The organism is Thalassospira sp. MCCC 1A03138, from assembly GCF_002115785.1.
Lineage (GTDB): Bacteria > Pseudomonadota > Alphaproteobacteria > Rhodospirillales > Thalassospiraceae > Thalassospira.
Genome location: NZ_JFJY01000001.1, coordinates 352151 through 372880 on the forward strand (window position 1 = coordinate 352151; position 20730 = coordinate 372880).

A 20730-nucleotide genomic window follows, 5' to 3' on the forward strand; every position below is an offset into this window, starting at 1 on the left:
CAGGAGCCCCTTTCTTCTGACCGCATCCCCAAACGGCCAGCCTCCCAAAAAATTGGCCGTCCGACCCTGTTTCCATCCGGCGGTCTCCCTTCCGGATGGACCGAAACGCCCGGGTTCCCCGCCCGGGCGTTTCCTGTTTAATGGCAACAGATACTTCCCGATAAGATTGCCCCAAACAAGCATCTAAAACTTGAAATTGATACCGTCGTAAATTGGCCTAAACTGTCTGTACCAAGACCGGGCAATAACGAGCCAAGCAAGCACCCGAAAAAAAGGGGCGCAAACAGAGCGGGGATTTCCAATGGCAAGTCTGCAACAGCCGGACAATTACGAAACACTCAAATCCAAAATCGATACAGCCGCCATCGTCGGCCATACCACCGACAACACGGCGAAAATCTGGGTAAGGGCCTATATGACCGGGCGCTGGACACTGATTGTCAGTGTGCAGAAACTGCCCGAGGATGCCTATGATCTGTCAGGCAAAAGCCTTGCTGCTATGAAGGCCGCAAACAGTGATATCGTTTTCATGGAAGAACGCGAATTCACCCGCGAAACCGACCTGACCATGACGTTCGAGGTAGACAACCTTAAACCAGATACCCGCTATTACTATTACCTTGCATCGGACAAGCTTGATCTTGAGCGCTGCATCGAGATGGGCGGCGAACATGATTACTGGTTCCGGACATTGCCCAAAAACCCGCAGTCATTGCAGTTCGGGTTTTATTCCTGCCACGACCCGTTTAGTGTCAAACCCAATAGCGAAGGCGCTTGGGACAAGTTTTATGATGTCCTGAACGAACGCCGTGCTGATTTTGTCATTGGCGGCGGCGATCAGGTTTATTGTGATACCAATCACGCATCGCGCATACAGGACGTCTGGGTGTGGCTGAAGAATAACAAAAACGCCTTGCTGGCCACCTATCGCACACCTGATGGCAACCTCGACGAACCCGCGATCATTGATTATTTCACCAAGCTTTATCGCACCTATTACCGGATTTACTGGCAGTTCGAACATCTGCTGTCTGTTTACCGGCGTTTCCCGCAATACATGATATGGGACGATCACGAGATCATGGACGGCTGGGGCTCGCTGACCGCGGATGAGCGCAAGACCAAACTTGCCAATTTCTTTCAGGATGATGACGAGGACGCAAATTACGCGCTTGTGATGCTGATGTTCAAGGCAGCAGCAAGGGCCTATCTTGAATATCAGCATGAGCATAACCCTGACAGCATGATCGTCAATGGCGATCCCGATGCCAGCCATTGGGATTATAAATTCGATCAGGGGGCCTATGGCTTTTACATGCTTGACGTGCGCGGCCATCACGATTGTGAATTACCCGACGGGCAGCGATTATTGGGGGCGGAACAGTTCGAACGCTTCAAAAGCTGGATCAATTCGGTCGCAACCAAAAAGAAAAAGGCGATCTTTATCTGTTCGCCCGTGCCAGTCGTGCACTGGACGGAAAGCGCCGTAAACACGCTCGATTTTGGCGGTCAAAAGGATGATTTCATGGATGAATGGGGCCATGAAACCAACCACAAGGAACGAAATGCGATGCTTGAATTGCTGCTGGCGCGATCCGCTGAAAGCAGCATCCCGATTGTGATCCTGAGCGGGGATGTCCATTGCGCCAGCGCGTTTCAGATCACGCATGGCAAAACCTATCCCGGGGCACGGTTGTTCAATGTGACGTCAAGTGCGATTTCACGCAAACCGGCACCGGGCATCGCCACCGCCGCCATGCAAAAATCGGCCGATATAGACGGGTTCGATGGCGGTCGGTTTGAACAGATGTTCCGCTTTGCCGGGGAAAACAATTTCGCGCTGATCAATGCCGATTGCCGGGATGGTGACCTCAAAATAAGCGCCACCCTTTACTGGGCCGAACCCGGATCGGAAAGTGTCACACAGAAGGTGATCAAGCTGGTTTGTTAAAAAAGACCGGTCCCCGGGGGAACGGGGACCGGCCAGGCCGCACTCAAGCTTTCGCTTGCGGGGTCGGGGGAACATGTGCGGCCTTTTCTGTCTGGTTGGGGAATATCCTGTTTTCAGTGTGCGTCGACGGATGGTTTGCTCGATCCTGCCGGACGTGCCAGCGGCAGAAGCAGCAAAGCCAGAATGAAGATGCCCGCCATGGCAAGCTGCACGTCGTTGAACGAAATCATACTGGCTTCGCGCGTGACGATATTGACAATGGATTTCATCGCACTAGCCTGCGGGTCGGGCAGCCCCATTGCGCCGTATCGTGCCGTCATGGTCGCCAGATAATTCTGGAAGGCCATGCTGGACGTATTGATATGTTCGGCCAGATGGGCGAAATGCAGGTCGGTGCGTTTATCAAGCATGGTGTTGATCGCAGCCAAGCCAATCGCCCCGCCAAGGTTGCGCATCAGGTTATAAAGGCCGCTGGCGTTTTTGATCTTTTCTGGCGGCAAGGTGCCAAGTGCCAGATTGGTGATCGGCAGCATGCAGAACATCAGGGCAAAGCCACGCACAGCCTGCGGCAGGATCAGTTCGTGAAACGATACCTGACTGTTCTGAAAACCGTTCAGGGCAACCCCCACCGCAAACAACGCCAGACCAAAGCCCAACACGACACGCTCAGGCAGTTTCGCCGTCAGTTTCCCGGCAATCGGGGCAGAAATGAACTGGCAAATGCCGGTGACCGCCATGATGGTGCCGATTTCCAGACTGTCATAGCCGCGTACACGGCTTAGCAACAGCGGCAGGATATAGACACTGCCATAAAGCCCGATGCCAAGGGTGAAACTGAAGATGCAGCCCATGGCAAAGTTGCGATCCCCGAACGAGCGTAGATCGACAATCGGATGATCATAGGTGAACATCCGCCGAAAGAAATAGAGCCCCGAAATCACGCAGATAATGGTGCCATAAACAATAGCGCGTTCATCAAACCAGTCATCTTTTGGGCCCTCGTCCAGCACATATTCCAGACTGCCGAGAAAAGCCGCCATCGCAAGCAATCCGCGCAGATCAAAGCCACGGAGCAGCGACCGATCGCCACGATCAACATCAAGCGTTACGGCGACGACAAGAGCAATCAGCATGCCCGGCACAACATTGATCAGAAACAGCCAGTGCCACGAAAACGACTGCGTCAGATAACCGCCCAAAGTCGGCCCCACAGTCGGTGCCATAGTGGCAATCAGACCAATCATGACCGAGGCGGTATTACGTTTATCCGCCGGGAAAATGATATAGGTCGTGGCAAACACGGTCGGGATCATCGCCCCGCCAAGAAAGCCCTGCGCGGCACGGAACCAGATCATGCTTTCGATTGACCAGGCACAGGCAGAGGCGATGCTGAAAATCGTAAAGCCGATGGCGGATGCGACAAATAGCCAGCGTGTCGAGATCAGGCGCGACAGGAAACCCGAAAGCGGGATCATTACGACTTCGGCAATCAGGTAACTGGTCTGGACCCAGCCGATTTCATCCGGACTTGCCGAAAGACCCGCCTGAATGTTTTCAAGCGAGCTTGCGACGATCTGGATATCAAGAATCGCCAGAAACATGCCGACCACCATCGCGACCCAACCGATAAACTTGGTGGTATCGACATGCTGCACCAGATCATCAGGCCGAGCTATGGAACCGGGGCTGGTGGCGGCACTGCTCATTTCAGTTACGCTCCGACAGTTCCGGTGCCGGTGTTACGACACTCGCAAGGCCGGTACCCGAGGCATGTTCTGCCCCATCGTCATCGCGGACATCAACATTGACAACAACCGACAGACCAGGGCGCAGAGCCTTGGCAAGGTCGCTGTTATCAAGGGCGATACGCACCGGGACGCGCTGGGTGATTTTGGTGAAGTTGCCGGTGGCATTTTCCGGCGGCAGCAAACTGAACTGCGCGCCGGTGGCCGGGGCAAAGCTTTCAACCCGTCCGGTGATGTCTGCATCAGGAAAGGCATCAACTTCAATCCGGACCTTCTGGCCCGGTGCCATATGGCCGATCTGGGTCTCCTTGAAATTCGCCACAACATAAACGCCGGGCAACGGTACAAGCACCAGCAACTGTTCACCGGGCTGTACCAGTGCGCCGGTCTGAACCGACCGGTTGCCGATCACACCGTCAAAGGGGGCATAGATGCGGGTATCGTCAAGCGCCTGCTGGGCGATATCGCGTGATGCTTCGGCCTGCGACACGGCACGCTCGGCCTCGATTTTCTGCGCACGCAGAACACCAATCCGTCCCTGCTCGACCGCAAGCGTCGCATTGGCGGCGGCGACCTGTGCCTGTGCTGTTTGACGGTCGGCCTTGGCGTAATCGAATTTCTGGCGGCTGGCCGCCCCCTTTTTCACCAGATCCTCGTAACGCGTATAATCCTCGGACGTGCGATCAAGTTCGACCTTTGCAATGCGGACATTGGCCGCTGCCTGATCGATGGCAGCCATCTGAAGGGTAATCTGTTCATCCATGGTCTGAACCGCGGCACGGCGCGCATCAAGAGCGGCCTCGGCCTGCTTCAGTTCGGCCCGGTAATCTTCGTCCTTGATAGATAACATCAGTTCGCCCTTGCGGACGGGCTGGTTTTCCGAGACCCGAAGATCGCCGACATAGCCCGAAACCTTGGGTGAAATCGCGACTTCATCGGCCTGTAAATAGGCATTGTCAGTGGATTCGTGGTACCGACCCTCGGTCATCCAGTAGAACCCGTAATACCCACTACCACCGATAATCGCCGCTGCGATCAGGGGCAGTATGACTTTTTTCACACTCATCGTCCGTTTGATCCTTTTGGTATTGATCAGTACCATTTGATCCCTTATGGTACCAGTCAGTACCAAACGTCAAGTACAGAATTGGAACAGTTGCTTGTCCGAAACGCGAAATATCGACCCAAGAACACTGAAACGCCGCGAAGCGCTTATTGATGCAGCCCGCGAACTTTTTTGCGAGCACGGCCTTTCGGGCACGACACTTGAAATGATCACCGCCGAAGCCGGTGGGTCCCGCCGGACTATTTACGAGCTGTTTGGCAACAAGGATGGCGTATTCGAAGCGGTGATTCGCAACTGTACGGGCCGCGTGGTTGCGGTCATGGCCGATCTGGAATTGTCACAGATGCCGTTGCGCGCCGCCCTGATCCGTTTTGGCGAAACACTGATGACACTTCTGACGACACCGGAAACCATCCGCTATATGCGACTGTTCCTGTCAGAAGTTCCGCGTTTCCCGCATCTGGGCAAGGTGTTTTATGAAAGCGGCCTGATGACCGGACGCCGGATCATTACATCCTATTTTGAACGCCAGATGGAAGAAGGCAATTTCCCGAGGAGCGACCCAAAACAGGCGGCCGTGTTTTTCACAAGCCTGCTTAAGGCCGATTACGATTTCCGGCAGATGACCTATGTCGGCTGGGAACCGCATGCAAAGGATTTGCATAGCCATGTGATTGCCGCAGTCGATATGTTCCTGCGTGGCTATGGACTTGATCCGGCAACCATCGACCAGAAAACCCCGATGCAGGCGTAAGTCTGCCGCACCGGGCGTTTTCCGCTCAGAACATGATCAGCAAACGATAGGCAATCGGCCCCATCATCGTGATCACCCCGATCCAGACAAGGGCAAGCCCCCATCCCCGGTCGCGGAAGCTGTATCCAACGCCCAAAAGGCAGAAGCCGACAATGCAGAGCGCGATGATGATGTTGGTTTCATATGGCAGGTTCATGGAAGCCCCCAAGTGGTTCCGGTTTGACGGTGCCGGAGTCTTCCCCTGAACCCGACAAATGCGAGTTTGACCCATTCCATAACCGTTTTCTTTGATCAGGATCATATGCCGTCACATGACATGCCCCCTGCCCGTCCTTTGCATATTAATTCAGGTAATGGTGTAAATATCGGGCAAACCAGCGTTTTTCCGGGTCATCTCGTAACCGGTCCAAGCGCAAAAACCCGCCAGTTTTCGCCTTGCGCGAAAGTCTTAACAAGGATGTTGCGCCGCCCTCTTTGATTTTCTGATTTCATCCTGTATGTTGCGGGCTCCCGACGCGGCCAGGGCGCTCCCTCGCGCGCCGGATGACATGTCAAATGGCAGCCGCGCTGTATCCTGGCCGCGGCCAGAAAGGGAGTATTCCATGAGCAAGATTCAAGTGAAGAATCCCGTCGTCGAGCTCGACGGCGACGAAATGACCCGGATCATCTGGGACTTCATTAAAACCAAACTGATCCTGCCGTATCTCGACATTGATCTTAAATATTACGATCTGTCGGTTCAGAAACGCGACGAGACCAACGACCAGATCACCATTGATGCGGCAAATGCCATCAAGGAACATCGTGTTGGTGTCAAATGCGCGACCATCACGCCTGACGAGCAGCGCGTCGAGGAATTCAGCCTGAAGAAAATGTGGAAGTCGCCGAACGGCACCATCCGCAACATCATCGGCGGTACCGTTTTCCGTCAGCCGATCATCTGCTCGAACGTTCCGCGTCTGGTTCCGGGCTGGACCCAGCCGATTGTCATCGGTCGCCATGCTTTTGGTGATCAGTACCGTGCGACCGACTTCAAGGTTCCGGGTGCAGGCAAACTGACCATCAAGTTCCAGCCGGCAGACGGCGGCGAGCCCATCGAACACGAAGTCTTCGACTTCCCGTCTTCGGGCGTTGCCATGTCGATGTACAACCTTGATGACAGCATCATCGGGTTTGCGCGCGCCTGCATGAACTATGGCCTTGCTCTTGGCTGGCCGGTTTACCTGTCGACCAAGAACACGATCATGAAAGCCTATGATGGCCGCTTCAAAGATCTGTTCGAGGAAGTCTTCCAGAACGAATTTGCCGACAAATTCAAGGCTGCGGGCATCACCTATGAACACCGCCTGATCGACGACATGGTTGCATGCGCGATGAAGTGGAATGGTGGTTTCGTCTGGGCTTGTAAAAACTATGACGGCGACGTTCAGTCTGACACCGTCGCACAGGGCTTTGGCTCGCTCGGTCTGATGACCTCGGTTCTGATGACGCCGGATGGACAGACCGTTGAAGCAGAAGCCGCGCACGGCACCGTCACCCGCCACTATCGTCAGCACCAGCAGGGCAAAGAAACCTCGACCAACCCGATTGCGTCGATCTTTGCCTGGACGCAGGGCCTGAAATACCGTGGCGAGTTCGATGATACGCCGGAAGTCGTGAAATTTGCCGAAACCCTTGAAAAAGTCTGCGTCGACACCGTCGAAGCTGGCTTCATGACCAAGGATCTGGCGCTGCTGATCGGTCCGAACCAGAAATGGCTGACCACCACGCAGTTCCTCGACAAACTTGACGAAGGCCTGAAAGTTGCCATGGGCTGATTGCCCGACATCTTGCCAGAATGATGAAACCCCGCTGGTGCGAACTGGCGGGGTTTTTCGCATTTTATGAATGTCTTTTTCAGGAAGCCGCCGCCGCACGGACGAAACGGCCACGCTGATAATCATCGAAGGCCTGCATCAGTTCCTGTTTGCTGCTCATGACGAACGGGCCATAGCGAACAACCGGTTCGTGCAGCGGACGGGCCGCAATCAGAAGCATTCGGCCGCCTTCGGGGCCGCCTTTAAGGGTAATGCTGTCACCGTCTTCAAGCACAGCCAGATGATGCGTGGTGATGTCTTTATCGGCAACAATCGCATCCCCGATAAAGACATAAACCATGGCCGCGTGGCCTTCAGGCACCGGCAGGGTCACCTCGCGATCAGCCGCCAGTTTGGCATCAATAAAGACCGGTTTGGTCGCAATGCCGTTAACCGGGCCGGTTTTGTCCATGAATTCACCGGCGACAAGGCGCAGATCAACACCGTCTTCGGGGCTGAATTCGGCAACGTCGCGGCCTTCAATATTCTGGTAACGCGGGGTAACCATCTTGTCCTTGGCCGGCAGATTGATCCAAAGCTGGAACCCCTGCAAAAGGCCGTTTTCCTGTTCCGGGCTTTCGGAATGCAAAATCCCGCTGCCGGCGGTCATCCACTGCACTCCGCCCGAACGCAGAACACCTTCATTACCCATGCTGTCCTTGTGACGCATGGCACCTTCGACCATGTAGGTCACGGTTTCAAAACCACGATGCGGGTGTTCGGGGAAACCGGCAATATATTCGTCGGCATTATCCGTCGAAATTGAATCTAGCATCAGAAACGGATCAAGCATATCAAGCTGCGGCGATCCGACGGACCGTTTAAGCGATACGCCTGCCCCGTCGGATGTGTCCATCGCGCGAAGTACGCGCGCAACACCACGCGGTTTTTTGCCCTGTTCAGACATCGGGTCCTCCTGTCAGCAGCCGGGAATGTACCGGGCTGCGATCTGTGAAACTTTCATGTCCCTCAATCTGGCAGAAAACTGTCGCGAAACAATGGCCAATCAAGCATCGAATTGTTTCCCATAACATCCCAATCAATCAAAAAGGCACGAACATCATAACAAATGTTCGTGCCTCTCAATGAATCAGGGCCGCTCAGGTAACCCGCACGGCCCTGATATAGAACGCAATCAATGATTACCCAGCCAGCTTTGCCGCCAGTTCGGCAACGTGTTTGCCCTGGAATTTTGCAATATCAAGCTCGTTGGTCGATGGCGTGCGCGAACCATCCGCCCCGGCAAGCGTTCCCGCGCCATAGGGCGAACCACCGGTAATTTCGTCCATATTGGTCAGCCCCGAACAGCTATAGGGCACACCGACAATCACCATGCCATGGTGAAGCAACGTCGTATGGGTCGTGACAATCGTGGTTTCCTGACCGCCATGCTGGGTCCCGCTCGAGGTAAAGACCGAACCGATTTTGCCGATCAGTTTGCCTTTGGCCCACAAACCACCGGTCTGATCAAGGAAGCTGCGCATCTGGCCGGGCATATTGCCAAACCGGGTCGGAACGCCAAAGATGATCGCATCATATTCCGGAAGATCGTCAACTTTCGCCACCGGAGCCGCCTGGTCAAGCTTGGCACCAGCACCTTTGGCGACATCTTCGGGCATGGTTTCAGGAACGCGCATGACGTCAACATGCGTACCGGCAACACCACGTGCGCCTTCGGCCACGGCATTTGCCATGGTTTCGATATGTCCGTACATCGAATAATAAAGAACCAGAACCTTGGCCAATTTTGCCTCCTTGAGTTGAAAATCCGTCGCCATCAGCATGCGGTAACTGCCGCCTGACGGAAACAGTCAGATTGGAAACAGTCTATTTCGCTTAACCTACCCGGATCAGAACGCCCGCATCCCGAAACTGTTCCAAACCGCGACACGCCAGCGTAGTCAGTCCTGCTGCGGTCTCACCGCCAGGTATTCGACAACCTGATCGGGAAAGTCGGTAAAGATGCCATCAATCCCGGCATCGTCAAACATCGCCTTAAGCGCGATATCCATATCGCCCGCCCATTTCGGCAACTGGTCAGCCCGCAGGGTATAGGGATGGACTTTCAACTGCGCACGCTGGGCGGCTATCAGCGTTGGCGTCATGATCGCCGTGCCATCGGCACTAAGCCCTTCGATGACCTGTGGCAACCAAGGGCCAATACCATCCACCACAGTTGCCATTTCGGCCACACCACCATCGGTTTTCAGATAATCGTAGTCCGTGCCTTCGGGCGCCCCCCATTTGTTTTCGCCCAGCAACTGAACCAGCTTGCCCTGATATTTCAGATCATTCCGGATACGCTTGGTTTCGGCCCAGTCGAAGCTCTGAACAAAGGAATTGGATTCCGGCGTGCCATAACCCCAATGTTCCATGATCTTGATGACCGCGGCCGTTACATCCTGTCCTTCGGACTTGTGCCAGGCCGGGTCCTTGATTTCCGGATAGATGCCGACATCGCGCCCGGTTGATTTGTTAAGTCCCCGGATCATGGCGATTTCTTCTTCAAAGGTCGGGATTTTGAAGATGGCGTATTCGCCGGGGAAACGGTTCGGATAAACCTGATCACCGGTATCGGCTTTGAACCGTTCGGTAACGTTCAGACTTTTGAGTTCTTCCAGCGAGAAATCAATCGCGTAATAACGGCCATCTTCACGTTTGCGGTCGGGGAATTTCTTGGCAACGTCGGTCGTGGTATCGATATGGATGTCATGCAGGACAACCGGCACACCATCCCTGGACATCACCACGTCCTGCTCGATGAAATCCGCCCCCATCCCATAGGCAAGCGCCTTTGCCGGAAGGGTATGTTCGGGCAGATAGCCCGATGCTCCGCGATGGGCGATCACAACCCGCTCAAGGGTACTGTCCTGTGCTATTGCCGGTGTGATCGACAAAGGCAGAATGGCAAGTGCAGTTCCCAGAATGGCTGCACGCGCAGAATTCATCAGCATCCCATAACTCCTTATTTCCACATAAGTTTTGTCCAGCATAGTGACGAAACGATGCGGCAGGAACAAGGCAGAAGGCGATAGCGCAAAGTTTCTTGAAACTGTTACGCCTGATCGCCTTCCATGGATTGCTTTGCAACGGGTTGTTCAGCCCAAAAGCTCGCCCGCGATTTCGGCCAGAAAATCGGGCAGCACATGATAGGCGTATGGTGCATAAAGCCGTTCATGACGTTGATGATATTCCCTGCCCCACGGGCCGATATTGACCACCGGATAGGTAAGGGCATTGTCAACCGGACGATCCACCAGTTCAGCTATCGGGGTGCTGGCAGCGATGACTTCGGCATCGCCTGCATCAGTTGCATGGCCGAAAAAGCTCATATCCGATATACCCATGAAATAACCACGGTCACAAATTTGCGTTTCGTGACGGCCCTCTATCGTGGTGCGGGCCCTGCCAATCGCATCCAAAAACTCCCGGTCCATATCCTCTGCCGTATCGACATGCACGGCCGGGTAATGCAGACCGGCCATTCCGGTTACCACGGCAGGGCCGCGCAGATGCGCCTCGGCCAGCATCGCACGGACCAGAATGCGGGTGCGGTTCAGGGGATTGTTATCCTGTGCCGTTTCAATAGCCACGGCATCAATCCGGTCAAGCGCATAGCTGCCCCCGGATGCAAACGCCATGTCACGCAATTGGGCAACCGTTACCATGCGCAAGGGCGGCAAAGCTACCGGGGCGGCTTGCCCGTTGGCTTTGGCATAACGGGCAGCATTACATGTGAACCGTTCAAGCGCTCGGTTTCCGGCATCCTCTACAATGTTGGTGAAATCGCCCATCAGTTCAGCACAGCTTTTCCCCATCACCAGCCAGTTAAACGCCATCCAGACATGTTCGGGCGTGGTGACTTCGTAAATATCGCGTACATCGCGGGCCTCAAGACAGACCGGGGGTGGTGCGGTTTCACGCATACCACGATCACACAGTCCGCTGTTGGCCTCGATCGCCTGCATGATTTCCGATGCGATGGCATGGGCGGAAATGCCGTCAAACGGATAACCGACATGGGTTGGCAAACCGGCAACAAGGGCAAAGGGCAAAAGCTTTCCGACCGAGCCATGGAAAATTGCGCGCCCGATCTCGCCATTGCCGGTATCGCTGCTGGCATCCAGATTGACCCCACCGACAATGTCTAGGCCCCTGCGTGTGATCAGGTCGGGCAACGCGTTACGCAGGCTGCGCATGCCGCATGAATTGCGTTCTTCATCAGGGGTCAGGAACAGGACGACATTGCCTTGCCGATCTGGTTGCTGGCTGAAATGTTCCAGAAACGCGATGCCCGCCGCATCACCGCTTTTCATATCAAGCAACCCGCGCCCTGGGATGAAATCACCGGTCTGAAAATCGCGAAGAGCAAGTGCCTCGGGATCGCTAAGATTTTCCCTGCCCGAAAGATCGGCAATCAGGGCCTCGCACAGCGCATCGGGTTCAAAAGCCAGATGTTTCAGATCATGATAATTTTCAATCGAAACCACATCAAAATGCCCGGCCATCGCCAGTGTTTTGCGACCACGCCCGCGCACCAGTGCGACAACGCTTTTTGCCATCCGGCTGCCCCCCGCCACCGGATGGCTGTCGATCACGGCGATATTGTCGGGGTTATCCTGAAAATAAGGAATTTCACGCAAAATATCGACGATCAGCCCTGTGATATCGGCTTCCCCGGCGCTGCCGGTAACACTGACAAAACGGGTCAGGCGGTCGGCGATTTCAGCAGTACGGGCATAAGGTGCCCATCGATCTTCCGGCATGGTCATTTGTTTGCTCCCTGATGACGGGACAGCAGGATATGCTTTGCCGAAAACAGTTAAAATGCCAATTTGATACAATTTTCGATTGGAAATTGATGATTTCATCGGGATAATTGACGAAATCATCAAAGCGGAACCAAGCCATGGATGATCTGGATCGTCGCCTTCTTGCTGAACTGCGCATCAATGCACGTGCATCCGTCCCGAAACTGGCGCAGCTTTTGGGGGTTGCCGCCGGAACGGTTAAAACCCGAATGGATCGCCTGATCGATCAAGGGGTGATTGCCGGATTTACCGTGCGCCTGCGCGATGATGCGTCGGACGGTACCATTCGGGGCGTGATGATGATCGAGCTATCGGGCAAGAACGTGAAAACGCTGGTCGCAAGCCTGCGTAAAAATCTTGGCTTTGCCGCCCTTCACACCACCAATGGCGAATGGGATCTGATCGCGGAAATTCAGGTGCCCGCCCTTTCGGATTTTCATCAGGTTGTCACGACCGTGCGCGCCATGGAAGGCATTGCCAAAACCCAAAGCTATCTGTTTCTGGGGCCTGCCTGAAATATCGGACAAGCAAAGGCCGACAGGCATTTAACGGTTTAGCGCACCGGTCATCCGATCAAGCCCTTCAAGGGTTAGCGGATACATCCGGCCTTCCATCAGTTTGTGCATGATCTGGATCGAGCCGTGATATTGCCACCAGTTTTCCGCCTGCGGATTGATCCAGGCAGCATGTTCGAAATGATCCAGCAAGCGTTGCATCCAGACCGCCCCGGCTTCCTGATTCCAGTGTTCGACCGAACCTCCGGGATAGGTGATTTCATAGGGGCTCATGGTGGCATCACCGACAATCACCAGCTTGTAATCCGCACCATAGGTCCGGATCACATCCCATGTTGAAACCTGATCGGTACGGCGGCGCGCATTGTCCTTCCAAAGCCCCTCATAGGGGCAATTGTGGAAGTAATAATATTCCAGATGCTTGAATTCGGTTTTGACCGCGGAAAACAGTTCCTCGCAGACCTTGATATGGTCATCCATCGACCCACCGATATCAAACAGCATCAGTACCTTGACCGCATTATGCCGTTCGGGCCGCATTTGAACATCAAGCCAGCCCTGACGAGCGGTGGATGAAATGGTACCGGGCAGATCAAGCTCATCTGCCGCCCCGGTCCGCGCCCATTTGCGTAAACGCCGCAAGGCCACCTTGATATTGCGCGTGCCGATTTCAACACTATCATCAAGGTTTTTAAACTCGCGTTTGTCCCAAACCTTGACCGCACGCCGGTGGCGAGATTTATCCTGCCCGATCCGCACCCCTTCGGGGTTATAGCCATAGGCGCCAAAGGGCGATGTCCCGGCGGTGCCAATCCATTTATTCCCACCCTGATGACGGCCTTTCTGTTCCTCAAGCCGCTGTTTGAGGGTTTCCATCAGTTTTTCCCAACCGCCTAGCGCCTCGATCTCGGCCTTTTCCGCGTCGGTCAGGAATTTTTCGGCAAGCTTGCGCAGCCATTCTTCCGGAATGTCGGCCTTGGCAACTTCATCCATACCGTCAGCCAGATCAATCATACCCTTGAAATGGGCGCCAAAGACCTGATCGAACCGATCAAGATGGCGTTCGTCTTTCACCAGTGCTGCGCGCGCCAGGTAATAGAAATCCTCGACTGCATAGTTCGCAAGGCCCTTTTCGACGGCCTCCAGCAGCGTCAGATATTCGCGCAAACTGACCGGAATGCGGGCTTCTTTCAGCTTGTAGAAAAAGCCGGTGAACATGATGGTCTAACGCCCTTCTCGCCGCGCCATGAAGGCAAGACGTTCAAACAGATGGACGTCCTGCTCGTTTTTCAAAAGCGCCCCATGAAGTGGCGGCACGGCCGTTTTGGCGTCTTTGGCCCGCAATGCTTCGGGTGGCAAATCCTCAGCCACCAGAAGTTTTAGCCAATCAAGCAGTTCCGAAGTTGACGGCTTTTTCTTAAGCCCGCCAACATCGCGCATGTCGTAGAACAGGTTCAATGCCTCGGACACCAGACGTTTCTGGATATCGGGGAAATGGACAGCAACGATTTCGGCCATGGTCTCGGCATCTGGAAAACGGATATAATGGAAGAAACACCGGCGCAGGAACGCGTCGGGCAGTTCCTTTTCATTATTCGATGTGATGATCACGATCGGGCGGTTTGTGGCCCGGATGGTTTCCTGTGTCTCGTAGACAAAGAATTCCATCCGGTCGAGTTCCTGAAGCAAGTCATTGGGGAACTCGATATCGGCCTTGTCGATTTCATCGATCAGCAGAACCGGTGCGCTTTCATCCTCGAACGCTTCCCAAAGCTTGCCTTTGACGATGTAATTGGCAATGTCATGCACACGCGCATCACCCAACTGACTATCACGCAGGCGCGAAACCGCGTCATATTCATACAGCCCCTGCTGCGCACGCGTGGTTGATTTGATCGACCATGTAATCAGCTTCTTGCCAAGTGATTTTGCAATTTCCTCGGCCAGAACGGTCTTGCCGGTTCCCGGCTCGCCCTTGACCAGAAGTGGTCGCTGCAACGTGATCGCGGCATTGACTGCCACCATCAGATCCTCGGTCGCGACATAATTTTCCGTGCCCTGAAACTTCATTTTGCCCTGCAACATAAGTTGACGTTTACGTTAACCTAGGATGTTGTAGATCGCGGGGCAAGGGACGAGTTCACGGCTGACCCAGTTCAACGAGCTTGTACCGTTAAAGCCAATAGCTTACGATCATTGAAAATCATACAAATTCCAGACTGTTATAAAGTCTTGGTGCCCGGGGGAGTTACAAAGCTTGCGCCATTGCAATTTTGCAATGCGTCACGGGGACGCTTGTGTGACATATCTTGAAAACTATCAGGTTTTATCATCACGTGATCTGAACGAAACACGTGTCCTTCTGGCTGATTTGAATTCCATTGATTCACTGGATCTGATCGAACGACCTGCACTTTTCAATGTTGCGGTTCGAGGGACAGCGTTGGGCGATTTGCAGGTTTTGCATTCGTCTTTTGGCGATTGCCGCATTCAGCTTCGGACACCTGAAAGCGATAATGATGCGCTGTTCATGATCATCCCGACCGAAGGTGGAGGGACGGTAGAGCATAAGGGTCAGGATTACACGATTTCGACCAGACGCGGACTTATCCGCGACATGCGCATGCCTCTTTTCGCGGACGAAGACCGGTTTGCCTGCCTTGGCGTCCGGCTGCCCAAAGATATTCTAGCCAAACATTGCCGAATGCTTTTGGGCAATGATGGCACGGCCATGGATCCGGGCTTTGAAATCAGTCTTGATCTGGACTCCGCTCAGGGTAGGCATGTTTGCAATACCCTGAATTACATTGCGCAGGCACTTGATGGCCCCCTGCACGGTCTCGACAATGTCATTGTCCTGAATGGTCTTCAGGATCTGCTTTTGACCAATATCCTGATGATGCTTCCGAATTCCTGCTCGGAACTTCTACATGGGCAACCAAAATCCAACGCGGTTCCACATTATGTGAAACGGGCGCGCGAATACATCCACGCCCATGCCCACACAGCGATCACCCTTGAAACGCTGGTGCAGCATGCGGGTTGCGGTTATCGGACATTACAAACGGCGTTTAGCGCCGCCTATGGCATATCGCCGATGGCGTATCTGAAATCGGTGCGTCTGAATCAGGCACATAAAGACCTTCTTGACGAAGAAAATGGATCAAGCGTTGCCGAGATCGCGATGAAATGGGGCTTTACCCATGCGGGACGCTTTTCGCAAAGCTATGCAAGGCAGTTCGGTGTTCTACCGTCTGAAACCCTGCGCAAGCGGCAATAATTTATGATCGCGAACTGCCGTCGCCGGCAGGTTAGACTTTCTGCAGATCGGGGGTGGAAATGATCGTTCCACCGCCTATAATCCCATCGAAACTCGATAAATTTGATGTTCCGGGCAACGGAAGAACACCAAGGTTGGGAGAATTTGCATGACCACTATGTCCTTTGCGGATATGGGGCTTGCCGCGCTTAAACGCCGCCAATATGACGCCGCAATCAATATGTTGCGTCAGGCACTTGGCGAGGATGAGGATAATCTTGAAGCACGGTTCGGACTGGCGCGTGCCCTTCATGAAAAAGGTTCTCTGACCGAAGCACTTGGCGAATATCGCACCGTGCTGCAATCTGATGAAGGCCACGAAGAATGCCTGCATCACATTGCACGCGCCCTGCTTGAAAATGGAGATGCCCGGTCGGCACTTAATCATGTCGATATCGTTTTGCGCCATCATCCGACCGACCCGGATTTGCTGGTACTGCGCGGGCAGGCATTGCTGGACCTTGAACAGCCCGAATATGCGCTGAGTGCTTTTCAGAGCGCGGCCCACCATCGGCCGGGTGATACAAAAATACATCAGTTGATTGCCGCGGCACATCGCGCCAACGACGATCGGGAAAGTGAAAAACGCGCAATCGAGCAGCTTTTACGCATTGATCCAGCGTCACTTGCGGCAAAAAATGATCTGGGCGTTATCCATCTGCGCGAAGGTCATCTGATTTCGGCGTTTGAGGCGTTCGAACTGATCCTGAGCCAAGATGCCGAAAACTCCGAAGCCACCCTTAACCGGGCGATCACCCTGACGGTGATGGGCGGTATGGATGATCAGGCGATCTGGGATCGGGTGATGGAAATCAGTGCCGATCTCGACGGAATCGACGAAACCCGCGCGCTTGCCGATGACCTTGCAAAACTACCCGGCAAAGACCGGAAAGCCAGTGAAAAGGCGGCAAAACTGATTGCACGTGCCGCCCATACACCGATTGATATCTGAAACTTATGTTGCCGGAACGTCTGCGGTTGCCTGCCGAATGCGCAACCAGCCCAGAATGCCGATCACGCATAGCATTGCGGCGATAAAGCCAAGGAAGAAGGGCGCGTAACTGGCGATACCGGCCAGAACCCCACCGATCAGCACGGCGGCGGCTTCGGCCAGAACGTGGGCGGACCGATAAACGCCAAGCGCCTGCCCCTGTTCATGCGATCCGGCAGCATTGGAAATAAACAGGCTGGTCGTCACCTCGCACCAGGCAATGCCAAACGCCGCCAGACACATCGGCACAAATATCCAAACCAGCCCATCTGGGATCAGGAACGTGATCAGGCCGATCCCCAGAAACAGATGACCAAGCGTGCCTACACCGATCAGACCGCAAATCTTCTGCGCGCGATCAACCGTTAATCCGGCAAGGATCAGCGGAATCGAAATGATTGCCGAACACATGCCAAGGAAGCTGCTGGTGACGTCGTAATTCTGCACCAGATAGACCCCGAAAAAGGCAAAAAAGATATAAACCGCGATATAGCTGAAGAACGAAATCACATAACCCGGCAAAAGGTCGGGGTCCTTGATCGTCGCCCAGACCGTGCGCGTGGCCGGTGCGACCATACCCTTTGGCGTGCCGCGACGGCGCGCATATTCAGGAATGCGCAGGATCACGAATACCACCAGCAGGTTAAAGGCATACATACCCGCGGCAAAATAGAACGGCCAGGACACGTTAAAGGACGGATGAATGGTCGGGTCGGAGAAAAAGCCGCCCATCAGCGGGCCGATGATCCAGCCGACATTGATCGCGACCGTAATCAGACCAAAATTGCGCACCTTGGTTTCAGGACGGCTGATATCCGATGCAATCGATTGGGCGATGGCCATATTGCCCTCACACAGACCAGACACGAACCGGCCAACCAGAACCAGCGGCAAATTCGCGCTGGCGACCCCATAGGCCGTCACAAGATAGCCAAGGGCCGCACCCAGTAGGGAGGCCATCAGAACCGGACGACGACCAAGCTTGTCCGACACCCGCCCAAGCCACGGCGCGCCGATAAACTGCCCGATGGGATAAAGCGCCATGGCGACACCCAAAAGCATCGTGCGGTATTCCGTCGGCACAGATGGGTCAAGAAAACCCAGTTCGGGTTTCAGAAACATCGGGCTGAAAACAGGATAAGGCAGGCTGAACCCGGCAAAACCGAACAGCACGGTCAAAAAGACCGCGGACATGGTTTTGATTTCCTGGGACATGGGGCGAATACTCCGCGGGGCGCTTTGGTGGTGGCTTTTTTTGAAAATCGTCGCAGCCGGTTATTTCGTGTCTTCGGGTAGATCAGCATAACGCGCGGCAAGGTCACGGACGATTTGGCGGGCGTCATCAACATGCCATCCCGCACCGGCCAGAAGATCGGCCAGACTGTCGCAAAAGATATCAATCGCATTGCTACGTAATTCGGTGCCGTAATGGCGGTCCGTAATTTCCGAAAGCGCCAGGGCATTCATGCCAAATGAAAGCCCCCAACTGCCAAGGTTGAGGTTCCGGGTCTGCGCGATCACATCCCCCGAAATGCCAAGTTCATCGGCCGCCGCCGACAGGAAACTTTGAAACATCTCGGTAATCCGGCCGACCTCAGCCAACTGACCTTGATGGTGGGATGGTGTCGCACGCGTCCAGATCGAAGGGGCGAGCGCAAGATATTCCGCCTCGAACCATTCGGGATGTTCAAGGGAAAAGCGGATATCCAGCAAACTGGCAACAATGAACTTCTCCATCGCACTGCCATCATGGGCGCGCGCATGAGCAAAAAACCGCGCACGTTTCTGTCCGGCTGTAATGGCAAGCCCCAGCAAAAGGTCTTCCTTGCTGGCGAAATGGGCATAAAGCGTACCGACCGAAATATCGCAGGCCTGTGCCAGATCGGACATTTTCAATTCGAAAAATCCGTATTGCGCAATCAGTTCACCCGCGCGCTGAACAATCAGTTCTTCGCGCTGCTGGCGCTTCTCTATGCGGTTCACCCGTGGCGTTACGGGTGGTTTTTCCGGAATGTCTTGCCGGGTCATGGCCATGCCTGTTTAATTAAATGACGCAGAATCGAATTTGGTTCATTTTCAAAAACCCGGCAACCGCGAAATTTGCATGGGTGGCATCCAAGGCCGCGACTGCACTGAAATTGCCGTGATATAACTCTGGTATGAATTCCCGTCATCGGCTGGGAACCGGCTTCATACTTCAGACGTTTATAGTATCATCGCTGTACCACTGCAGGCCCGATGCTTGCTTCGCCAACGGGCGGCATATGTCGCCATGCAAAGCACCTGACAAGAACGGGGTTCCTTCAAACATGTTTCATCGCTTCATCCGGCTCTGGGAAATGATAAGCCACAGCCTGTGGTTTACCCCGCTGCTCTATGCGATTGGCGGCGCCATTCTTGCCCTACTGGCCATACGCTTACCGGGCGAAGACCTCGTTGGCAGCCTTCCGGATTTCTGGCCACGCTTTGGCACGATTGAAACCGTGCAGGATTTGACATCGACCCTGCTTGCAACACTGGTGACGATGACCACCTTTGCCCTTTCGGTGACCATGGTGGTCCTGACATTGGCTGCCGGATCGCTTGGTCCGCGCACCATCCGCAATTTCATGGGGGACCCGAAAACCCAGAATTCACTTGGCAGTTTTGTCGGATCAATCCTGTTTCTGATCACGACCCTTGTCATCATGGGCGAACAGGGAGAAGGTGATCAGATACCCCAAATTGCCGCAATGGCCGGTATAGCACTTTTTGTTATAAGCCTGTTCGTGCTGATCCTGTTTGTGCATCATCTTGGCCGTTCCATCGTCGCCGATCAGGTCATCCACAATGTCGGCGCCAATCTGGAAACCACGATTTCCTCGTCGCTTGAGACCCTGAAATCCCCCATTGAACGGGCAGCAAAAATTAAATGCGCGCTACCTGACGCGGCTTCGATCCAATCCGAACGGATCATCCGGGCCACCAAATCGGGATATGTTCAGGGAATTGCCTATGACGATCTGCTTGAACTTGCCATCCGGGCCGACATCAAAATCGCCCTGACGATCCGCGCCGGGCAGCATGTTATTGCCGGTGACATTATCGGTGAAATCAGCCCCTACCCGACGGCGCGCGACAGCAACATCGACACCGACAAACTCCGCGAAGACATTGACACCGAAATCATGATCGGCAATCAGCGCACGGCCCTGCTTGATATCGAATTCGCCCTGCGTCAGTTGGTCGAGATTGCGTTACGCGCCCTTTCGCCAGGAATCAATGACCCGTTTACCGCCGTCGCTGTGATCTATCGTCTGGGCCGGGCGATGCCGCAAGCGATGAGCTTCCATTATCCACTCGGACTTTGGCAGGATGATCAGGGCAAGGAACGCATATGCGCCCATCTTTCGGATTTCGGTGGCATGCTGGACGCAGCATTCGATCAGATCCGCCAATCGGCTACAGCCAAGCCTGATGTGCTTCTGCCAATGGCAGAAGTCCTTGAAAGTCTCGTCGGGCTTGCCCGCCACCCGGGGCAGCAGGAAACCCTGCGCGAACATGCCCGTCTCATCAAACGCGCAACTGCGCGCGATGTCCCCGATGCGACGGATCGCAGGGCGGTTGAACGGGCCGTTAACCGCGTCCTGCGACAGCAACAGGCCAAGGATGATTATTCAGCGGCCTGAACCTTGGCTGGGAACTGATCAAAACCAAGCCAGTGTCATACAGCCGAATAATTC

General features: G+C 54.5%; 18 protein-coding genes. 7 read left to right on the plus strand and 11 right to left on the minus strand.

The window, feature by feature from the left end; translation table 11 throughout:
- The first annotated feature begins 301 nt into the window (after positions 1-301).
- Positions 302-1951 carry an alkaline phosphatase D family protein gene (locus tag TH468_RS01690; RefSeq protein ID WP_085641946.1) on the plus strand — a complete coding sequence of 550 codons (1650 nt, stop codon included), beginning with the start codon at positions 302-304 and terminating at the stop codon, positions 1949-1951.
- A gap of 113 nt (positions 1952-2064) precedes the next feature.
- Here the strand turns inward: TH468_RS01690 and TH468_RS01695 are convergent, their stop codons facing one another.
- Positions 2065-3657 carry a DHA2 family efflux MFS transporter permease subunit gene (locus TH468_RS01695; RefSeq protein WP_085641947.1) on the minus strand — a complete coding sequence of 531 codons (1593 nt, stop codon included), beginning with the start codon at positions 3655-3657 and terminating at the stop codon, positions 2065-2067.
- Between the two features lies 1 nt (position 3658).
- Entirely contained in the window at positions 3659-4762 is a 1104-nt protein-coding gene (locus tag TH468_RS01700) for an HlyD family secretion protein (RefSeq protein ID WP_246832187.1), read from the minus strand.
- A 94-nt stretch (positions 4763-4856) separates the two neighbouring features.
- Between TH468_RS01700 and TH468_RS01705 the strand changes: the two genes are divergently transcribed.
- Positions 4857-5516, plus strand: a complete 660-nt coding sequence (locus TH468_RS01705) for a TetR/AcrR family transcriptional regulator (RefSeq protein WP_085641949.1) — start codon at positions 4857-4859, stop codon at positions 5514-5516.
- 25 nt (positions 5517-5541) lie between these two features.
- Here the strand turns inward: TH468_RS01705 and TH468_RS21560 are convergent, their stop codons facing one another.
- Positions 5542-5712 carry a hypothetical protein gene (locus TH468_RS21560; protein ID WP_167443516.1) on the minus strand — a complete coding sequence of 57 codons (171 nt, stop codon included), beginning with the start codon at positions 5710-5712 and terminating at the stop codon, positions 5542-5544.
- A 406-nt stretch (positions 5713-6118) separates the two neighbouring features.
- On the opposite strand from TH468_RS21560, the gene TH468_RS01715 reads away from it, so the two are divergent.
- The gene (locus TH468_RS01715; protein ID WP_085641951.1) at positions 6119-7333 is read left to right on the plus strand and encodes an NADP-dependent isocitrate dehydrogenase; all 1215 of its coding nucleotides are present in this window, start codon (positions 6119-6121) and stop codon (positions 7331-7333) included.
- Between the two features lie 79 nt (positions 7334-7412).
- Here TH468_RS01715 and TH468_RS01720 read toward each other — a convergent pair whose 3' ends face one another.
- From TH468_RS01720 to TH468_RS01735, 4 genes are all read right to left on the minus strand, one after another.
- Positions 7413-8279, minus strand: a complete 867-nt coding sequence (locus tag TH468_RS01720; RefSeq protein ID WP_085641952.1) for a pirin family protein — start codon at positions 8277-8279, stop codon at positions 7413-7415.
- 235 nt (positions 8280-8514) lie between these two features.
- Positions 8515-9117, minus strand: a complete 603-nt coding sequence (gene wrbA / locus TH468_RS01725) for an NAD(P)H:quinone oxidoreductase (protein ID WP_085642429.1) — start codon at positions 9115-9117, stop codon at positions 8515-8517.
- Between the two features lie 156 nt (positions 9118-9273).
- Positions 9274-10326, minus strand: coding sequence for a glycerophosphodiester phosphodiesterase (gene glpQ / locus TH468_RS01730; protein ID WP_085642430.1), 1053 nt, complete (start codon positions 10324-10326; stop codon positions 9274-9276).
- Positions 10327-10470: 144 nt separating this feature from the next.
- The gene (locus TH468_RS01735) at positions 10471-12144 is read right to left on the minus strand and encodes a M20/M25/M40 family metallo-hydrolase (RefSeq protein ID WP_085642431.1); all 1674 of its coding nucleotides are present in this window, start codon (positions 12142-12144) and stop codon (positions 10471-10473) included.
- Between the two features lie 137 nt (positions 12145-12281).
- Between TH468_RS01735 and TH468_RS01740 the strand changes: the two genes are divergently transcribed.
- On the plus strand, positions 12282-12698 hold the full coding sequence (locus tag TH468_RS01740; protein ID WP_085641953.1) for an Lrp/AsnC family transcriptional regulator: 417 nt from the start codon (positions 12282-12284) through the stop codon (positions 12696-12698).
- A 30-nt stretch (positions 12699-12728) separates the two neighbouring features.
- Here TH468_RS01740 and TH468_RS01745 read toward each other — a convergent pair whose 3' ends face one another.
- Together TH468_RS01745 and TH468_RS01750 are read right to left on the minus strand one after the other, a co-directional pair.
- Complete coding sequence (locus TH468_RS01745; RefSeq protein ID WP_085641954.1) at positions 12729-13916, minus strand: VWA domain-containing protein; 1188 nt, start codon at positions 13914-13916, stop codon at positions 12729-12731.
- Between the two features lie 6 nt (positions 13917-13922).
- Entirely contained in the window at positions 13923-14768 is an 846-nt protein-coding gene (locus tag TH468_RS01750; RefSeq protein WP_085642432.1) for a MoxR family ATPase, read from the minus strand.
- A gap of 229 nt (positions 14769-14997) precedes the next feature.
- Here TH468_RS01750 and TH468_RS01755 point away from each other — a divergent pair, with 229 nt between their 5' ends.
- Both TH468_RS01755 and TH468_RS01760 read left to right on the plus strand, forming a co-directional pair.
- A complete protein-coding gene (locus TH468_RS01755; protein WP_168177053.1) occupies positions 14998-15978 on the plus strand; it encodes a helix-turn-helix domain-containing protein in 981 nt (326 codons plus the stop codon).
- A 148-nt stretch (positions 15979-16126) separates the two neighbouring features.
- Entirely contained in the window at positions 16127-16969 is an 843-nt protein-coding gene (locus TH468_RS01760; RefSeq protein ID WP_085641956.1) for a lipopolysaccharide assembly protein LapB, read from the plus strand.
- Between the two features lie 3 nt (positions 16970-16972).
- Here the strand turns inward: TH468_RS01760 and TH468_RS01765 are convergent, their stop codons facing one another.
- The gene (locus tag TH468_RS01765) at positions 16973-18223 is read right to left on the minus strand and encodes an MFS transporter (RefSeq protein ID WP_085641957.1); all 1251 of its coding nucleotides are present in this window, start codon (positions 18221-18223) and stop codon (positions 16973-16975) included.
- Positions 18224-18283: 60 nt separating this feature from the next.
- Entirely contained in the window at positions 18284-19036 is a 753-nt protein-coding gene (locus TH468_RS01770; protein ID WP_168177054.1) for a TetR/AcrR family transcriptional regulator, read from the minus strand.
- A 281-nt stretch (positions 19037-19317) separates the two neighbouring features.
- Here TH468_RS01770 and TH468_RS01775 point away from each other — a divergent pair, with 281 nt between their 5' ends.
- The gene (locus TH468_RS01775) at positions 19318-20676 is read left to right on the plus strand and encodes a DUF2254 domain-containing protein (protein ID WP_085641959.1); all 1359 of its coding nucleotides are present in this window, start codon (positions 19318-19320) and stop codon (positions 20674-20676) included.
- Positions 20677-20730: the final 54 nt, after the last annotated feature.